Source organism: Halomonas sp. C22, assembly GCF_007655045.1.
Taxonomy (GTDB): Bacteria; Pseudomonadota; Gammaproteobacteria; order Pseudomonadales; family Halomonadaceae; genus Vreelandella; species Vreelandella hamiltonii.
Genome location: NZ_VBVC01000001.1, coordinates 56,125 through 72,741 on the forward strand (window position 1 = coordinate 56,125; position 16,617 = coordinate 72,741).

Annotated in this window: 17 protein-coding genes; 8 read left to right on the plus strand and 9 right to left on the minus strand. The window is 63.2% G+C overall.

Annotated features, from left to right (window positions below; all coding sequences use genetic code 11):
* Window positions 1-6 precede the first annotated feature (6 nt).
* Entirely contained in the window at window positions 7-426 is a 420-nt protein-coding gene (locus FEU76_RS00300; protein ID WP_144979472.1) for an HIT domain-containing protein, read from the minus strand.
* Between the two features lie 153 nt (window positions 427-579).
* Here FEU76_RS00300 and FEU76_RS00305 point away from each other — a divergent pair, with 153 nt between their 5' ends.
* A complete protein-coding gene (locus FEU76_RS00305) occupies window positions 580-711 on the plus strand; it encodes an entericidin A/B family lipoprotein (protein WP_039182850.1) in 132 nt (43 codons plus the stop codon).
* A gap of 94 nt (window positions 712-805) precedes the next feature.
* A complete protein-coding gene (locus tag FEU76_RS00310) occupies window positions 806-1,156 on the plus strand; it encodes an I78 family peptidase inhibitor (protein ID WP_144979474.1) in 351 nt (116 codons plus the stop codon).
* Here FEU76_RS00310 and FEU76_RS00315 read toward each other — a convergent pair.
* Window positions 1,153-1,758 (minus strand): LysE family translocator, encoded by a 606-nt coding sequence (locus FEU76_RS00315; protein WP_039182856.1) that lies wholly within the window; start codon window positions 1,756-1,758, stop codon window positions 1,153-1,155. The two genes, FEU76_RS00310 and FEU76_RS00315, sit on opposite strands and share 4 nt — an antisense overlap.
* Before the next feature lie 95 nt (window positions 1,759-1,853).
* Here FEU76_RS00315 and FEU76_RS00320 point away from each other — a divergent pair, with 95 nt between their 5' ends.
* Entirely contained in the window at window positions 1,854-3,242 is a 1,389-nt protein-coding gene (locus FEU76_RS00320; RefSeq protein ID WP_144979476.1) for an aminotransferase-like domain-containing protein, read from the plus strand.
* Between the two features lie 24 nt (window positions 3,243-3,266).
* On the opposite strand, the gene FEU76_RS00325 is transcribed toward FEU76_RS00320, so the two are convergent.
* The 7 genes from FEU76_RS00325 to FEU76_RS00355 all read right to left on the minus strand — a co-directional run bounded on the left by FEU76_RS00325 (window position 3,267) and on the right by FEU76_RS00355 (window position 10,376).
* Window positions 3,267-4,271 (minus strand): ion transporter, encoded by a 1,005-nt coding sequence (locus FEU76_RS00325; protein ID WP_144979478.1) that lies wholly within the window; start codon window positions 4,269-4,271, stop codon window positions 3,267-3,269.
* Window positions 4,272-4,304: 33 nt separating this feature from the next.
* A complete protein-coding gene (locus tag FEU76_RS00330) occupies window positions 4,305-4,823 on the minus strand; it encodes an acyl-CoA thioesterase (RefSeq protein WP_039182865.1) in 519 nt (172 codons plus the stop codon).
* Between the two features lie 86 nt (window positions 4,824-4,909).
* Entirely contained in the window at window positions 4,910-6,220 is a 1,311-nt protein-coding gene (locus FEU76_RS00335; protein ID WP_039182868.1) for a short-chain fatty acid transporter, read from the minus strand.
* 152 nt (window positions 6,221-6,372) lie between these two features.
* Window positions 6,373-7,677, minus strand: a complete 1,305-nt coding sequence (locus tag FEU76_RS00340) for an MATE family efflux transporter (protein ID WP_096921491.1) — start codon at window positions 7,675-7,677, stop codon at window positions 6,373-6,375.
* A gap of 3 nt (window positions 7,678-7,680) precedes the next feature.
* Window positions 7,681-7,929: a YfhL family 4Fe-4S dicluster ferredoxin gene (locus FEU76_RS00345; protein ID WP_039182874.1), complete on the minus strand. Its 249-nt coding sequence runs from the start codon at window positions 7,927-7,929 to the stop codon at window positions 7,681-7,683.
* Window positions 7,930-8,001: 72 nt separating this feature from the next.
* Window positions 8,002-8,496, minus strand: a complete 495-nt coding sequence (gene coaD, locus FEU76_RS00350) for a pantetheine-phosphate adenylyltransferase (RefSeq protein ID WP_039182878.1) — start codon at window positions 8,494-8,496, stop codon at window positions 8,002-8,004.
* Window positions 8,493-10,376, minus strand: a complete 1,884-nt coding sequence (locus FEU76_RS00355) for a beta-ketoacyl synthase (protein WP_144980258.1) — start codon at window positions 10,374-10,376, stop codon at window positions 8,493-8,495. The genes coaD and FEU76_RS00355 overlap by 4 nt, the downstream gene beginning before the upstream one ends.
* Window positions 10,377-10,595: 219 nt before the next feature.
* Here FEU76_RS00355 and trmB point away from each other — a divergent pair, with 219 nt between their 5' ends.
* From trmB to glnE, 5 genes are all read left to right on the plus strand, one after another.
* A complete protein-coding gene (gene trmB, locus FEU76_RS00360) occupies window positions 10,596-11,261 on the plus strand; it encodes a tRNA (guanine(46)-N(7))-methyltransferase TrmB (RefSeq protein WP_144979480.1) in 666 nt (221 codons plus the stop codon).
* Window positions 11,258-11,587, plus strand: coding sequence for a DMT family transporter (locus FEU76_RS00365; protein ID WP_039182888.1), 330 nt, complete (start codon window positions 11,258-11,260; stop codon window positions 11,585-11,587). The genes trmB and FEU76_RS00365 overlap by 4 nt, the downstream gene beginning before the upstream one ends.
* Before the next feature lie 11 nt (window positions 11,588-11,598).
* Window positions 11,599-13,077, plus strand: coding sequence for a D-alanyl-D-alanine carboxypeptidase/D-alanyl-D-alanine endopeptidase (gene dacB, locus FEU76_RS00370; protein ID WP_144979482.1), 1,479 nt, complete (start codon window positions 11,599-11,601; stop codon window positions 13,075-13,077).
* A gap of 25 nt (window positions 13,078-13,102) precedes the next feature.
* Window positions 13,103-13,474: a diacylglycerol kinase gene (locus FEU76_RS00375; protein WP_016916107.1), complete on the plus strand. Its 372-nt coding sequence runs from the start codon at window positions 13,103-13,105 to the stop codon at window positions 13,472-13,474.
* Window positions 13,475-13,584: 110 nt separating this feature from the next.
* Window positions 13,585-16,551 (plus strand): bifunctional [glutamate--ammonia ligase]-adenylyl-L-tyrosine phosphorylase/[glutamate--ammonia-ligase] adenylyltransferase, encoded by a 2,967-nt coding sequence (gene glnE, locus FEU76_RS00380; RefSeq protein ID WP_144980261.1) that lies wholly within the window; start codon window positions 13,585-13,587, stop codon window positions 16,549-16,551.
* The last annotated feature ends 66 nt before the right edge of the window (window positions 16,552-16,617 follow it).

Genomic DNA, 16,617 nt, shown 5'->3' on the forward strand with positions numbered 1-16,617 from the left:
GGCAGCCTAGACGCTCAAGCCATTGATCAGGGCGAGCAGCTGTTCACGCTGCTTGCCCTGGTCGGGAAGCTCATACGGCTCAGGCGTGCCGTTGCCCCATACCGGGGCTGGCCAGCTGGCATCGTCGCGGTAGCGGATCACTACGTGAAGGTGCAGTTGGCTCACCACATTGCCCAGGGTGGCGATATTGAGTTTGTCGCCGTGATAGGTCTCTTTCATGGCCGCTCCCAGGGCCGAAGCTTCTCGCCACAGCTGGGCCTGGTCTGCGTCGCTTAGCTCGAAGACTTCGCTGACATCGTTGACGCGGGGCACCAGCACCACCCAAGGGTAACGGGCATCGTTCATGAGTAGCACACGACACAGGGGCAGGTCGGCCAGTGGGAAAGTGTCTGCTTCCAGGCGAGGGTCGAGAATCAGGTCGGCCAAGTGACGTCTCCAGGTGGGGCTTGATGGCAAGCGTGGGTTCAAGGCTGCAGCATAGCAGGCGAAATACCGAAAATCTGTTACGCTAAGACGGGAGCCGCTTCGTTCTCGACGAAGAGAGGCTCGAAGGCGACATCACTTGTTAAGGAGAACATGATGAAAAAATTACTGGCGACAAGTTTTATCCTGCTGATCACTGCCGGTGCGCTGGCGGGCTGTAATACCGTGGCAGGCGCAGGCCAGGATGTTCAGGAAGGTGGTCGTGCCGTTCAGGATGCCGCTAGCTGATCAAGGCGGGCTTTGAGCAAGCAAGGGTCAGGCAGTCATGCCTGACCCTTGCTTTTAGAGGACGACCATTAAGCGCTTTTCTTGAGGAACACGCATGCCACTTCCCCGTTTCACCTTCCGACATACACGTGCCCTGACGGCGCTGCTGGCTGCCTTGCTGCTGGCCGCTTGTACGTCCCAGGCTCCCAGTGAACCAGCTCCCGAACCTCCCGTGGTCGGCAGCGCGCCGGTGGACGCCGAGGCGGTCTGTGATGCCGATGCCGTGGCCCATGCCATTGGCTCGCCTTTCGACGAAGCCCTTGTCGAACCGCTGCGCGATGAGAGCGGTTCCCGGCATGTGCGGGTATTGCGGCCTGACAGCGCGGCGACCATGGATTACCGGGAAGATCGTTTGAACATTGTGTTGGGCAGTGACGAACTGATCGAGGCCGTGCGCTGCGGCTAACGCAGTATCAGCCATACGCAGGCAGCGGTGAGCACTCCCATGGTGATGTTGAAGGCCCGCCATGCCCGGTCGCTCTTGATCCATTGCCCGATGGCGCTGCCAAACGCGGCCCAGAGGGCAATGCAGGGTAGCGCGACCAGTTCGGCAAAGCTTGCCAATACCAGGGCGTTCACCACGGGCTGCCCGCTCTGCGGCAAAAAGCTGGCCATGAGGGCCAGTCCCATCACCCACGCTTTCGGATTGGCGAACTGAAACATGGCAGCCTGCCAGAAGGTGAGCGGCACACTGCGCTGCTGGCGGTTCAGGTTGGGCGGCGGTGCCGTGGCGATCTTCCAGGCCAGGTACAGCAAGTAGCCGCTGCCTGCCCAGCGCAGCAGGTTCTGCACCACGGGAAAGCGTTCGAACAGTACGCCAAGCCCCAGCGCTATGGCCGAGAACAGCAAAAAGCAGCCGCCCAGAATGCCCCACATGTGAGGCAGCGTGCGCCGAAAGCCAAAGTTGGCCCCGGAGGCGGTCAGCATGAGGTTGTTAGGCCCTGGGGTGAGTGTCATGGACATCATGTAAAGCGCTGCCGGGCCCAATACTAGCCATTCACTGTTCATTTTGTACCCATACAATTTTTGGTGTGAGTTGTTTTGCCTGCCTGATTTCCAGCATAATTGCCCCTTGATCACCGTCAAAGGTTTTTATTGTCACCATGACAATTTGGGTGCCACATATCGATTCGCATAGCGGTCCTCGCTATCGCGCCATTGCGCTGGCCATCGGAGAGGCCATCCAGCGGGGTGAGCTGGCGCCCGGTACGCGCTTGCCACCTCAGCGGCATCTGGCCGATGCGCTGGGCGTCACGGTAGGTACGGTCACCCGCGGCTATGCCGAAGCAGAGCACCGCGGCTGGGTCACGGCCCGGGTGGGCAGTGGCACCTATGTCAAGCCGCTACAAGCTCGCCACGTCTTCGATACGCTCCATGAGCGGGAGAGCGGTCTGACCGACCTCAGCTTGAGCCTGCCGCCGCCCCATCCATTGAGAGCCCAGGCGCTGAGTACGGCGCTGCAGGCCCTGAGCAGCGAACCGGACGTGCTGAAACGCGGAATTACCTACTCCGGGGCGCAAGGGAGCGAGCACCATCGCCAGCTGCTGGCACGCTGGCTGGGCCGGCTTGGCATGGCCCTGGCGGCCGACGAACTGCTGGTGACCCAGGGTGGGCAGCATGCCATCAGCCTGGTGCTGAGCACCCTGCTGCGCCCCGGCGAGCTGGTCGCCGCCGACGCCCTGACTTATCCCGGCGCCATCAGCGCTGCGCAGCAGGCTCATCTGAAAATGGTCGGTATCCCCTTCGACCAGGAGGGCATGAGCATGGCAGCGCTGGAGGCCCAGTGCGCGCGCCAGCCGCCACGGCTGATCTATCTGACCCCCGATCAGAACAACCCGACGGGCACCTGCCTCAGCGAAGAGCGCCGCACCCAGCTGGTGGCGCTAGCCCGGCGATACGATATATGGCTACTGGAAGATGGCGTTCAGTACCTGCCGGTAGAGCAGCGCGGTACGCCGCTCTACCAGCTGGCCCCGGAGCGCACGCTGTTCGTGTTCAGCACGGCCAAGGTGCTGGCGGGCGGGCTGCGTATCGGCGTGCTGCGTGCACCGCCAGCGCTACTGGAGCGGCTTGCGGCGGGGGTGCGGGCGCAAAGCTGGATGGTGCCGCCGCTGATGGTGGATGTTGTCTGCCACTGGATTCATCAGCCAGCCGCCAGCGAACTGTTGGCTTGGCAAACCGGTGAGCTGACGGCCCGCCAGACGCTTGCCGAACAGCTCCTGGCAGGCTATGCCCTGGGCCGTCGGCCATCGGGAAGCAATGTGTGGCTGGCGCTGCCCGAGGGCGTGCGTGCCCTGGAACTGTGTACGCGGCTTCAGCAGGAGGGAGTCAAGGTGGAGAGCGCCGAGCCTTTCTGCGTGGGCAGTGCCCCGGCACCTCAGGCCATACGCATCTGTATCGGTGCAGCACCGGACCAGACCGCCCTGGTGTCGGCGCTGAACACCGTACGTGCCAGCCTGGCGCAGCCGCCGCTGGCCACCACCACCGTTTGATGCCAGGGCCCGTGGCCAGCCGCCTCACTCGTAACGATCTTTCCAGCGCTGTCGCGCTACCTGCTCCTTGAGCATCTCCAGGATATCCAGCAGCACCTGCTCGGTTACCTGCTGGCTACCCTGGTCGACCTGCAGCCAGCTATCGAAGCCGCTGTCGGCGGTCTGCTCCAACAGTCGGCGAAAGGCCGGGGAGTGCAGCTGTTGGGCAATCTCGTCCACCAGCCGCTGGGCAACGCCGCTCAGCGACGCTTCCAGGGCGCTGGATGCCGCGTGCCCCATGGGCAGGCGCTGCAGGCGACGGATCTCCGGGCTTTCGCGCAGCGTACGGCTGACCAGCTCGCTGATGGCGGTCTGGATGGCGCTGCGGTTCTGCTGATAGGCCTGCCCTGCGGTGGCTTCCAGGCGCTGGGTGATCTCATGGATCAGCTGGCGTTTGCGCGGCATGATGACCCGCTCGATGACCCGCTCCGAGAGGGAGTCGTTGGACGTGATCTGCTGTTGAACGTTGCCCAGCAGGCGCAGAGCGATACGGTCCGAGAGTTCTTCCAGCAGAATGTCGTAATACTTGGCAAAGAAGCGGTAGAGCGGCCACTGGGTGACCGTGATGAGACCAAGCCGATGCAAGCGGTGCAGCAGCGACACCACACGCAGGATGCGCAGCAGCCGGAAACCGCCCACCGGAATACAGCCCAGTACGTCGTACCAGTGGACGAACGGGTAGAAAAACCAGCGGTGATAGCGCCGTTCGGCGATGGCCACCGTCCAGCCCAGCAGGACATCGGCCACGAACAGGCCGACAAACATCAGGTCGATGGTGGTGAAGCGGCTATGGATCGTCGTGTCGTAGGCCGCATGGGCGCTCGGGGCCATGGCGGCGAAGGCTTGATTGAGCGGCTCGATCAGAAACAGCGAGTCGAACAGCAGCAGGCCCAAATTGACGGCCACTGCCGTCAGGATCAGCAAATCCCAGCCGATATGTGCGTATTCGCCCCCCTTGGGCAGATGGGGGTAGCGCCGCCTGATGGGCATGGTGACTCCTTGTCATGACGAATAGGGCAGCGACTAGCGCTGCCGGTGATGCTGCTGGGCCCGCTCCTCTTCCTGTTCGGCCTGCTTGCGCAGCTTCTTGCGCAGGGCGGCTTTTTCGAAGCGCAGCTTCTGTAGCGGCGTCTCCAGTGCCAGCGGCGGCACGCGAGCCGGTTTGCCCTGCTCGTCCACGGCCACCATGGTCAGGTAGCAGCTGTTGGTGTGGCGTATCAGCTTGGCGCGAATGTCTTCCGCCACCACTTTGATGCCGATTTCCATGGAGGAGCGGCCAACGTGATTGACGCTGGCCAAAAAGGTGACCAGCTCACCCACATGGATGGGCTGCTTGAACAGGACCTGATCCACCGAGAGCGTCACCACGTAGTGGCCCGAGTAGCGGCTGGCACAGGCATAAGCCACCTCGTCCAGCTTCTTCAGGATAGCACCGCCATGCACTTTGCCACTGAAATTGGCCATGTCGGGGGTCATCAGGACCGTCATGGACAGTTCGTGCTGGCCAGGCAGTGGGCTGTGTTCAAGCGTCGTGTCGGTCATGGAGATCACCTTGTGAAAGCCAAAAAATACCCGCCCCCTGGCGCGCTGGCCGAGTGGGGCGGGTGGTCAACAGCGTAGCGGGTGGCTTAGAACCAGACCAGCCCTACCGAGATGATCGCGCCGGTAATGAACAGCTGGATCAGACAGAAGCCCATGATGTCCTTGGCCTTGAGCCCGGCAATGGCCAGTACCGGCAGCGCCCAGAAGGGTTGCAGCAGGTTGGTCCAGGCGTCGCCCCAGGCAACCGCCATGGCGACCCGAGCGATATCCGCTCCGAGTGCTTCGGCTGCCGGTAGCATGACCGGTGCTTGAACGGCCCACTGGCCGCCGCCGGAGGGCACGAACAGGTTGACGATACCGGCGCTGATGAACGACCAGAACGGCAGCGAGTTAGCCGTGGCAAACGAGACCAGCCACTCCGACATGCTCTGCGCCAGGCCCGACTGCACCATGATGGCCATGATCCCCGCATAGAAAGGGAACTGGATGACGATGCCCGCGCCGCCCTTGATGGCTTCGTTCAGGCTGGTAAGCAGGTTGCGCGGCGTGCGGTGCAGCACGATCGCCAGGAACAGGAACATGAAATTCACCACGTTCAGGTTCAGGCTGCCGCCGCGCAGCAGGAAGTGGTCCAGCAAGAACAGCAGGCCAGGTACACCTACCAGCAAGGCCAGCGGCATGCTGTTTTCGAGCTTTTCGGCGGGGCGGGTAATGCGACCGACGGGCTCGGGCTCGTCATCCAGCAGCCTGGGGTCTACATACACGCTGTCCTTTTCATCCGGCAGCATCAGACGATTGACCAGCGGTACGGCAATGAACAGACACACCACGATGGCCAGGTTGAAGAAGGCAAAAATCGTCGAGCTGGTACTGATGACGCCGATCTGATCGGCAGAGAAATGCCCCTCGGTGGCGATGGTGAGCGGCACCGAGCCTGCGAGCCCGCCGTGCCAGACCACGAAGCCGGAGTAGGCGCTGGCCACCAGCAGGCGATAGTCCACCTTGATCAGGCGGGCCAGTTCCTTGGCGAACAGGGCCCCGACGACCAGGCCGAAGCCCCAGTTGATCCAGCTGGCGGCCAGCGAGACCAGCGTGACCAGAATGATGGCCCCGCCCGGCGTTTTGGCGGTACCGGCAATTTTCTGCAGGATGCGCTTGACCGGCGGCGAGCTGGCCAGCATGAAGCCGGTGACCAGCACCAGCAGCATCTGCATGGAGAAGGTCAGCAGGCCCCAGAAGCCATCTCCCCACATGCGCAGTACGGCCAGGGGCGTTTGTCGCTCGACGGCGATGGCCGCTACCGCCGCTACCAGTGTCAGCAGCAGCACAAATATATACGGGTCGGGTAAATAGCGTTCGACCAGCTTGACCGCCGGTTTCGAGATGAGTTTTAGCATGGAGTGCTCTCTTTATTCGTTATTAGGAAGTGCGCGGCTAATATACGGCGGTGCGGCATAATTTTCACCCCTCGACGACTCACGGAGCGGCCCCCTCAAGCTCACGTTAGCGTAATTGGCCAAAGCCGCCCGTTGTGGGCTTCAACGCTAGCTTAGCGAGCTGGATGGTCGCACCACCGGGTGCGCCGGTAGTGGCGGTAATAGAGAATCAGCACCAGCGAACGTGTCACGGTGAACAGGGTGAGTGCCAGCCACAGGCCATGATTGCCAGCATCCTGCAGCCACCACCAGCAGGGCAGGTAGACGGCCAGCCCGGCAAAGATGCTGTTACGCATTTGGCTGACGGCGGTGGTGCCAATGAAAACGCCGTCCAGCAGGTAGCTCCACACGGCGATCAACGGCATCAGCACCATCCAGGGCAGATAGACGGCGGCCACCGCGCGCACTTCTTCCAGCCCGGTGAGCAGGGCAATCAGCTGGTTGCCGAACAGGGCAAACAGCAGGGCGGCGGCCCCGGCGGTCCAGAAGGAGAAGCGTGCCGTGGCCCGGACGGTGGCGGCGAATGCTGGCCAATCACGGCGCCCGTAGGCTCTGCCCACCAGCGATTCTGCGGCGTGGGCAAAGCCATCCAGAGCGTAGCTGGTCAGCATGATGAACTGCAGCAGCACGGCGTTGGCGGCCAGCACGGTATCCCCCTGGCGAGCCCCCTGAGCGGTGAAGAATGCCATGGCGAACAGCAGCCCCAGTGTGCGCACGAACAGGTTGGCGTTGACATTGAACAGCGCCGCATAGGCGTTCCATGCCAGCAGCCGCTGGCGCTGAAAGTGGCCCTCGAGAAGCCCCAGTTGGCGCATCACCAGATAACCGCCAAACGCCAGCGCGCTGTAGTCGGCCAGCACGCTGGCCAGCGCAACGCCGTTACTGGTCATGCCCAGCCCCACCACGAACCAAACGTCCAGAAGGATGTTCACACCGTTGGTCAGCAGCAGGATCATCAGCGTCACTCGGGAATTCTGCTGCCCCAGAAACCAGCCCAGGATGGCATAGTTGGCCAGCACGGCAGGGGCCGACCAGAGTCGGATTTCAGCGTATTCCCGGGCCAGCGGGGTGGCCTCGGCGCTGCCGTCCAGCAGCCACAGCCCCAGCGAGATCAAGGGGGAGCCCAGCAGGATCAGCAGCACGCCAATCCCGGCGGCGATGATCAGCGACTGGCCCAGCAGGTTGCGTACATCGCTTGGTGCATCGCGCCCCATGGCTTGCGCCACCAGGCCAGTGGTGCCCATGCGCAGGAACCCGAAGCCCCAATAGAGAAAGCTGAACAGGGTGGCCCCCAGCGTGACGCCTGCCAGATAGCGAGGGTCGGGCAGGTGGCCCACCACGGCGGTATCCACCAGTCCCAGCAGCGGGACGGTGATGTTGGAGAGGATGATGGGCCAGGCTAACGCCCAGATACGCACGGGTCAGGCTGCGGTGATGATGCGATACTTCTCCATCAGCTGTTCCTGAGTCTCGGGACGTTCCGGGTCCAGAGGAATACAGTCGACCGGGCAAACCTGCTGGCACTGAGGCTCGTCGAAGTGGCCAACGCACTCGGTGCACAGGTTGGGGTTGATGACATAGATCTCCTCGCCGGGAGAAATGGCATCGTTGGGGCATTCGGGTTCACAGACGTCGCAGTTAATGCATTCGTCAGTAATCATCAGGGCCATGGGCATACCTCACGAATGGCGGAACACTCGGGCGGTGATATACCCGAGTGTTTTACTCAACAATAGCGATGGTTAACCAGTGTAGTGCTTACGCAGCGCCTCTGCGACCTGCGGATGCACCAGCGCTGAAATATCGCCTCCCAGCTTGGCGATTTCACGCACGATGGTCGAAGAGATGTAGGAGTTTTCCACCGCAGGCGTCAGAAAGACACTTTCCAGCTCGGGGTTCTGGGCGCGATTCATGTTGGCCAGCTGTAGCTCGTACTCGAAATCCGAGACGGCGCGCAGGCCGCGCAGAATGATCGTCGCGCCCTGTTCGTGCATCATGGTGGTGAGCAGCGACGAGAAACCGATCACCGACACGTTCTCCAGCGAGGCGCACACCTGCTGAGCTAGCGCGATGCGGGTCGGCAGCTCCAGGGCGGGGCGTTTGCCGGGGCTGGCCGCCACGGCGATGACCACCTGATCGAACATGCGCGCACCCCGCTCGATGAGATCGAAGTGGCCATTGGTGATGGGGTCGAAGGTGCCGGGGTAGACCGCGATATTGCGGCGTGGGGCGCTCATGACTGCCCCTCGCCGTTCAGTGAGCCAAACGGGTTGTCGACGTTCAGCGATACCGCCTGGTGGTAGCCGGGGATATGAATGCGGTCTGCCCGGATATCCAGCTCCGGGCCTTCCAGCACGGCTTCGCCAAACTGGTAGCGCGGGGCGTAGTGGCCCTTGTCCGCCTGGCTGAGATACGCGGCGGCCTGGGCACGCACGGTTTCCCGCTTGGCTTTCCAGGCCTCCACGGCAGCGCTGCCATGGCGCTGGAGGAGCAGCCGCTCGGTGACCTGGGGGGACAGCACCACGCCGGTGGCGTTATTGCCACCAAACCCTTTGGCGTTGATGAAGGCCGCATCGGCGCTGAACGCCTGGGGCGTCGTGGAAAAGCGCAGCCGCTCGGCATAGACGTCATCGGCTACTGCATCCAGGGTGGGAATGCCCGGCAGCAGGCCGTGGGCGAAGCTGCCCAGTGCGCTGGCCAGTTGATCGCCCGCCGCAGAGCCCTGGGAGTGGCCAATGAATGCCTTGATGGCTACCACCGGCCACTGCTCGATTCCGTTCGCGCGGGCAATCTCATCGAATACATGGGATTCCGTGGTGCGGTTCTTCGGCGTACTGGTGCCATGGGCATGCAGATAGGTACGCTCCTTGAGCGCGGTCTCTCCCAGCATGTTCCTGACCAGCGCCGCAGCCTTGCCCAGCGTGATGTAGTTGCCGATCCCGGGTGCCGAAATGGAGCGCTTGAAACCGTCGGCGTTGACGAACACGTCAGGGACGGCTCCCAGAATGTCGGCCCCCAGCTCCAGGGCCAGCGCATCGTCCATCAACAGCACGAACTGGCTGGCTTCGGCCATGGTGAAGCCGCAGTTGCGGGCAAACGGGCGGCAGGCGCGCTGGTAGTCGGCATCGGTGAGCAGGGTCAGGGCGTCCAGGGCTTTCAAGCTGGCGTCGTCTGCCAGCGCGCCCATGGCCCGAAAGCCTTCGATGATCTCGGGGGTGATCGGCGCATCGGCGGTGCCAACCATGACCACTCGGCGGCGTCCGGCGCGAATGTCGTCGATGCCCAGGCGCAGGTTGTAGAGGAAGCTGGCGCAGGCGCCCAGGGCCGCGCCGGTGCCGCCCACGCTGCCCAGTACATAGGCATTGAGGAAATCGGCCGGCATCTGCCCATACCCCAAGGGCATCTGCTTGGACGTTGCGCGCTGCCCGCTGACCAGGCTTTTCAGCAGCCCGCCCCAGCCTTCGTCATCCAATTGGCCAATCGAATTGCCCGCATAGACGGCGATATGGTCAGGGTTGAGCTGCTGGCGCAGGGTCTCCCAGTCAAGGCCACTGGCGCCGAGGCAGTCGCTGGCCCCGAAAATGGCCATGGCCAACCCGCGCGGATGATGCACGCTGCGGTACAGGCTGGCCGGGTCGAACCCGGAGGGCAGCTGTGCGGCGGCCTGAACCTTGGGTTCCTGGGCATCGGGTAGCAGGACCTCCAGCATGCCTGCCGGCAGGGTCACTTCTACCTCTCGTGCATCCAGCTCGCGTACTTCCCAGCCTTCCGGCAGTTGCTCGGGCAGTTGCCGACGGCGCAGGGTGACGCGCACGGGCTCTGCCAACGCCAGTTCTGCACGGCGGTTGGCAGGTAGGCCCGGCGCCTGGAAGCGGGGGTCCTCGTTCCGACGGATCAAGGTGTGGTCGAGCACCTGCTCACGCAGCAGGCTGGCAGGCGAGTCAATAGGCTGGCCTGTGCTGTCTTGCCATCCATGGTCGGAGTGCTCGGCAAGACGCATGAGCGCGGCCAAGCCTTCCAGTGTCTGGCGCTGCTGATCGGCTGGTAAAGCATCAAGCACGGTGCGGCGGAAGGCCTGATGGCCCGAGGTTCTGCCGGCGGGATTGATGCCGCCCATGCCGACAATCACCGGTAAGTGTGACAAGCCGGGTTCCTCGTGGTGCGGTGGTGTTTAATGACAGTTATCGTCAGGGGGCCCTTTCATGGCGCCTTACCTGAACTTAATAGTGAGCTTGAACATCGACTCTGGCGTGATCATAGCACCGGGCGAGCAACGGCGTCATGCCGCGCAGCCGGGAGACTGGTAGAATCACGTTTTTTTCATGCAGGGGATGTCATGCAGCACACCTCACGATCGGTGACCTCCAATCAACCGGGCCCACACCAGGATGTGGTGCGGCGCGTTGAGCGTGCCTTGGCGCATCCGCTGCGCAAACCCATCGCCGACCATACTCGCCTGGCTTTCGAGCAGGCGGAGGCCTGGCGGCGACAGCATCCCGCACCGTTGATCATCGATGCAGGATGCGGGGTCGGGCTATCGACCCGCCGTTTGGCGCAGAGGTTCCCTGATCACTGTGTGATCGGCGTTGACCGCAGCGCAGATCGGCTTGGGCGAGATCACGGCGAGCTGCCGGGCAATGCGCTGCTGGTGCGCGCTGACCTGGTGGATTTCTGGCGTTTGGCGCGGGAAGCCCAGTGGGCGCCCGTGCGCCACTATCTGCTCTATCCCAACCCTTATCCCAAGTCGTCCCACTTGAAAATGCGCTGGCATGGTCACCCGGTTTTCCCCACACTGTTGGCGCTGGGTGGGCGGCTGGAGCTGCGCTCGAACTGGGACCTCTACGTGCAGGAGTTTGCCCAGGCCGTACAGGTGGTCACCGGTCGCGAGGCGGCGGTGGCTCGGGTAACGCCCAGCGGCGATTATCTGACGCCGTTCGAAGCCAAGTATGATCAAAGTGGCCAGGCGCTATGGCGCTTGACCATCGATCTGGAGCAGCCATGACCTTTGTGTATCTTGTGCTTGCGATTGTGGCAGAAGTCGTGGCGACCAGCGCCCTGAAAGCGTCGGAGGGCTTTACGCGTCCTGTGCCGAGCCTGCTGGTGGTGGTGGGTTACGGAGTGGCCTTCTACCTTTTGAGCCTGGTGCTGCGCACGCTGCCGGTGGGTATTGCCTACGCCATCTGGGCGGGGCTGGGTATCGTACTGGTAACGCTGGTCGGTATCGTCGTCTTCGGTGAGAAGCCCGACGTGCCTGCCGTACTGGGTATTACCCTGATCGTGGCTGGCGTGGTCACCCTGCAGGTGTTTTCCAACATGAATGTGCATTGAGGTAGCCAAACGTGACGTGTTTTTTTAACTTACCTGCGCGCTGGCTGCGTGGCAGTGTCGTGGCGGGTATCGCCAGTGCCGCGCTCTGCGCCAGTACCTCCCTGTGGGCGGATTTCACTCGGTTGAGCCAGCTGGAAGCCAAGGGGTTTTCGGTGAGTGCCGAGGCGCGCCTGCTGGAGGGTGGCAGCCCCGGTGACCTGCTGTTGGGAAGCCTGAATCCCGAGCGTCAGCTGTCGCCTGCGTCGGTGACCAAAGCCTATATGGCGGCCGCACTGCTCAGCCGCTTTGGCCCCCAACACCGCTTTACCAGCCAGCTGGTGAGCACCGCGCCCGTGGAGAATGGCGTGCTCCGTGGTGACCTGGTGTTCGAGGGCGGCGGTGACCCCGGACTGACCAGCGAAGACCTCTGGCGGCTGGTGCAGCGCCTGCAGCTGGCCGGCGTCGAGCATGTGGACGGCGCGCTGGTGGTCAGCCAGTGGCGCTTTGGCCCGGTGGAGTGCATCACCACCGACCGCTGCAACGCACGCACGCGGGTCGCCAATGCCTACAGTGCGCCGCTGACTTCGGCGGGGGTCAACTTTGGCACCTGGTGCGTCAACGTGGCGCCCGCCACCACTGCCGGTCAGCCTGCGCGCACGGGCTTGTGCGACAGCACCGCGCCGCTGATCGTGATCGACAATCAGGTCGTCACACGTCCGGCCAATAGCGGTACGGAAATCAGCGCAGAGCGGATCACCGATGAGCGTGGCGACGTCATGCGTCTGACGGGACAGATTTCCACCAACGCAGCGGCCCGGGATGTCTATCGTGGGGCTGGCGATGCGGCTGAGCAAACGGCACAGCTTCTGCTGGCCATGCTGAATCAGGCGGGGGTGACGGTACGTGACCCTTGGCGAGTGGGCTCGACGCGTCCGCCCAGCGAAGCGCGGCGTCTGGCCGCCGTCGACGGTCAGCCGTTGCAGGAACTGCTGCTGCGGACGATGAACTATTCCAACAACTACATGGCCGATGTGCTGGCGCTGAACCTGGTGGAAACGCCCCAGGCACAGCTGCGTCAGGCGGGGCAGGCCATCGAGGCCTATGCCCAGGGGCTGTCTGGCCACGGCCCGATCACGCTTTCCAGCGGTAGCGGCTTGACCACGGACAACCGCACGTCTGCCCATGGTACCAACGTGATGCTGGAAGACATGTATCGTCAGAGCGCGCTGTTTCCGAGCTTCGTGGCATCGTTTCAGTCGCCTGCCAACGGAGTGATGCGCTTCATTCGCCGCGGTTCGCCCACGTTCCAGAATAACGTCATGCTCAAGACCGGTACGCTGAATCAACCCTTTGCCGTGCGCGCAGTGGCGGGCTATTTCCGCACGGCGCAAGGGCGCTGGGGAGTCTTCAGCGTACTGGTCAACGGCAGCGGCAGTACCCCTTATCTGAGCTGGCCGGAAGTGCTCGACCCGCTCTCCCTGGATCTGGACGCCATGATCCTGGCTCATTAATCAACGTGCAGACGAGACAACGGGCATGAAGCCACAACACACCGGGTTAACCCATCTGGTTCACTCCACGCGCTACTCATGGAAAGGCCTGAAGGCCGCGTTTCGTAACGAAGCCGCCTTCCGTCAAGAGTTGGCCATTGCCGCCGTACTGCTGCCGTTTGCCTGGTGGATCGGCGAGGGCCCGGTCAGCTGGCTGCTGCTGGTGGGCAGCCTGCTGCTGGTACTGATCGTGGAGCTGTTGAACAGCGCCATCGAGAACGTGGTGGACCGTATCGGCACCGAACACCACGAACTCTCTGGCCGTGCCAAGGATATCGGCTCGGCGGCGGTCATGCTGTCACTCATCATGGCGGGGCTCACCTGGGGCCTGTTAGGCTGGGAGAAGTGGCTGGGCTGACCCGCTCCCATGGCCCCGACAAGCAATGAAAGGCCAGCAATGACAGACCAGCAATGACCGACAAGCAATGAGTCGTGTCACTTCGACGTGCGTTAGGCGCAGAGGTAGATATGCAGACACCGCAGGCTCTCTTTTCCACCACCACGCTGCCTGACGCACTGTCAGGCCCGGCCGCCGACGCTCGGCAGCGCCTCGTGGATGCCCTGACACAGGCCGACAACCTGGCCTCGATGACCGGCAAGGCACTGCCTTCCGGGCCATGGCATGACCTGCCAGAGGCGCGTCGTGAAGCGCTGGCCCGCGTGGTGACGGTCTCGACGTTCGCATTGGAAACCCTGGCGCGCTTTCCCCACTGGCTGGCCGAGCTGGAGGCTTCTGGAGAGCTGGACCGCGCTCCCGACAAGGCGACGCTCGTGCAGTGGCTGCACGACGCCCTGGCAGGCTGCGAGGAGGAAGAGAACCTGCAGCGTACCCTGCGCCGCTTTCGCCGTGCCCGTATGCTGGGCATCGTCTGGCGTGACCTGAATCGGCCTGCAGGCGCCACCATGTGGCAGACGGCGCAGTCGGTTTCCTGGCTGGCAGAAGTGTGCATCGAGGCGGCACTGGGTTGGCTGGAAAACTTTTACGCCTCCCGGTGGGGGCTGCCTGACGTGCGAAGTGATGGCTCACCCCAGCGGCTGGTGGTGCTGGGCATGGGCAAGCTGGGCGCGGGCGAGCTGAACCTCTCCTCCGATATCGACCTGATCTTTGCTTTCCCCGAAAAAGGCGAAACCCAGGGAGGGCGCAAACCCCTCGAGCATCAGGAGTATTTTACCAAGCTCGGCCAGCGCTTGATTGCTGCCCTGGATGCCATGACGGCCGACGGCTTCGTGTTTCGCGTGGACATGCGTCTGCGCCCGTTGGGCGACGGTGGACCGCTGGTGGGCAGCTTCTCGATGCTGGACAGCTACTATCAGGATCAGGGGCGTGAGTGGGAGCGTTACGCCATGCTCAAGGCGCGCCCCGTGGCAGGGGATATCGATGCCGGGCAGACGCTGCTGGCGAGCCTGCGCCCGTTTGTCTATCGCCGCTATCTGGACTTCGGCGCCATCGAGTCGTTGCGCGAACTCAAGGCGATGATCAACCGGGAAGTCAAACGCAAGGGCATGGAGAGCAATATCAAGCTGGGGCCCGGGGGCATTCGTGAAGTCGAGTTCATCGTGCAGGCGTTTCAATTGATTCGCGGTGGGCGAGATACCGAGCTGCAAGTGACATCGCTGTACACGGCCCTCAATCGTCTGCCTGAACTGGGCTTACTGCCCACTGCCGTGGTGGACGAGCTGCTGCCGGATTACGCCTTCTTGCGTGATCTGGAACATGCCATTCAAGCCCTGGAAGATCGCCAGACCCAGCAACTGCCCACCGATAACGATGATCGCGAGCGGGTTGCCTTCGCGCTGGGCTACGACGGCTGGTCATCCCTGCAGGAGCAGTTGAACCGCGTGCGTGAGCGGGTGCGTCGACACTTCGATGCCGTGATTGCCGACCCCGAAGAAGAAGCCGACGAGCCGCAGAGCGAAAACGCTCTGGCGCAGTGGCGCTTGCTGTGGCGCGAAGAGCTGGAACCCGACGAGGCGCAGGCCTTGCTGGCCGGGGCAGGGTTCCATGAGCCGGAGCGAGCCCACAAGCGGCTGGTCAGCCTCTACCACTCACGGGCAGTGCAGAGCATGCAGCGCATAGGCTTCGAGCGGCTGGACGCCCTGATGCCGCTCCTGCTGGAGGCGTTGGCCAGCAGCGACGCGCCGGACACCGCCTTGGCGCGGGTGCAGCCTTTGATCGAGGCCGTGCTGCGGCGGACGGCCTATCTGGCGCTGCTGCGTGAAAACCCCCATGCGCTGGAGCATCTGATGCGGCTCTGCTGCGCCAGCCCCTGGATTGCCGAGCAGCTGGCCAGATACCCCATCCTGCTCGATGAGCTGCTCACTCCGGACACGCTCTACACACCTGCCGACAAGGCGCGTCTTGCCGACGAGCTACGTCAGACGCTCAATCGCCTGCCCGAGGATGACGAAGAGGCGCAGCTGGAAGCACTGCGGGTATTCAAGCACGCCCAGATGCTGCACGTGGCGGCATCGGATGTGGTCGGTACGCGGCATCTGATGAAAGTGAGCGATTACCTGACCTTCATTGCGGAAGTGATTCTGGAAGCGGTGCTGGCCATGGCCTGGAAGCACTTGGCCCGCAAGCATGGCGTGCCCCCTGGCTGTAATAACCGTGAGCCGGCGTTTCTGATCATTGGCTATGGCAAGCTGGGCGGCATCGAGCTGGGCTACGGCTCTGATCTCGATCTGGTGTTCCTGCACGACAGCGACGGCAAGGGCGCCACCGATGGTCCGCGTTCGCTGGACACCCCGGTCTTCTTTACTCGCCTGGGGCAGCGCATCATTCACCTGCTGACGGCCATCACGCCTGCGGGCAGCCTTTACGAGGTGGATATGCGGCTGAGGCCTTCGGGCAACGCTGGCCTGCTGGTGACCTCGCTGGAGGCTTTCGCCGACTATCAGCGTCAGAATGCCTGGACCTGGGAGCACCAGGCGCTGGTGCGGGCCCGCGTAGTGGCGGGCAGTGACGCACTGGCCGCTCGCTTCGAGACGCTGCGAGGTGCGATTCTGGGCGTCGAACGTGCCCAGGACACCTTGCGCAGCGATGTGGTCAACATGCGCCACAAGATGCGTGACCATTTGGGCAGCAAGGGGGTGGCCAATACCGTGAGCACCGAGGGCACCTTCGACTTGAAACACGATGCGGGTGGCATGGTGGACATCGAATTCCTGTGCCAGTATGCCGTGCTGGCCTTTGCCCACCAGACGCCCGCGCTGCTGACCTACAGCGACAATATCCGCATTCTGGAAACCCTGGCCGACAGCGGGCATATCACCCCCAGCGAAGCCGAACAGTTGAAAGAGGCTTACCTGGCTTACCGCAGCCGTACACACCGGGCCGCGCTGACCGGCGAAAAGGCCGAAGGCGATGCCCGCGAGCTGGCGAGCCATCGTCACGTGGTGGCGGACCTGTGGCAGCGTTTTCTGGGCGCCTGATCCACCAAGGGCTAATGGGCAGCCGCCATGCAGAAAAGATAGGCTGAAAAGCAGTAGCCTGATAAC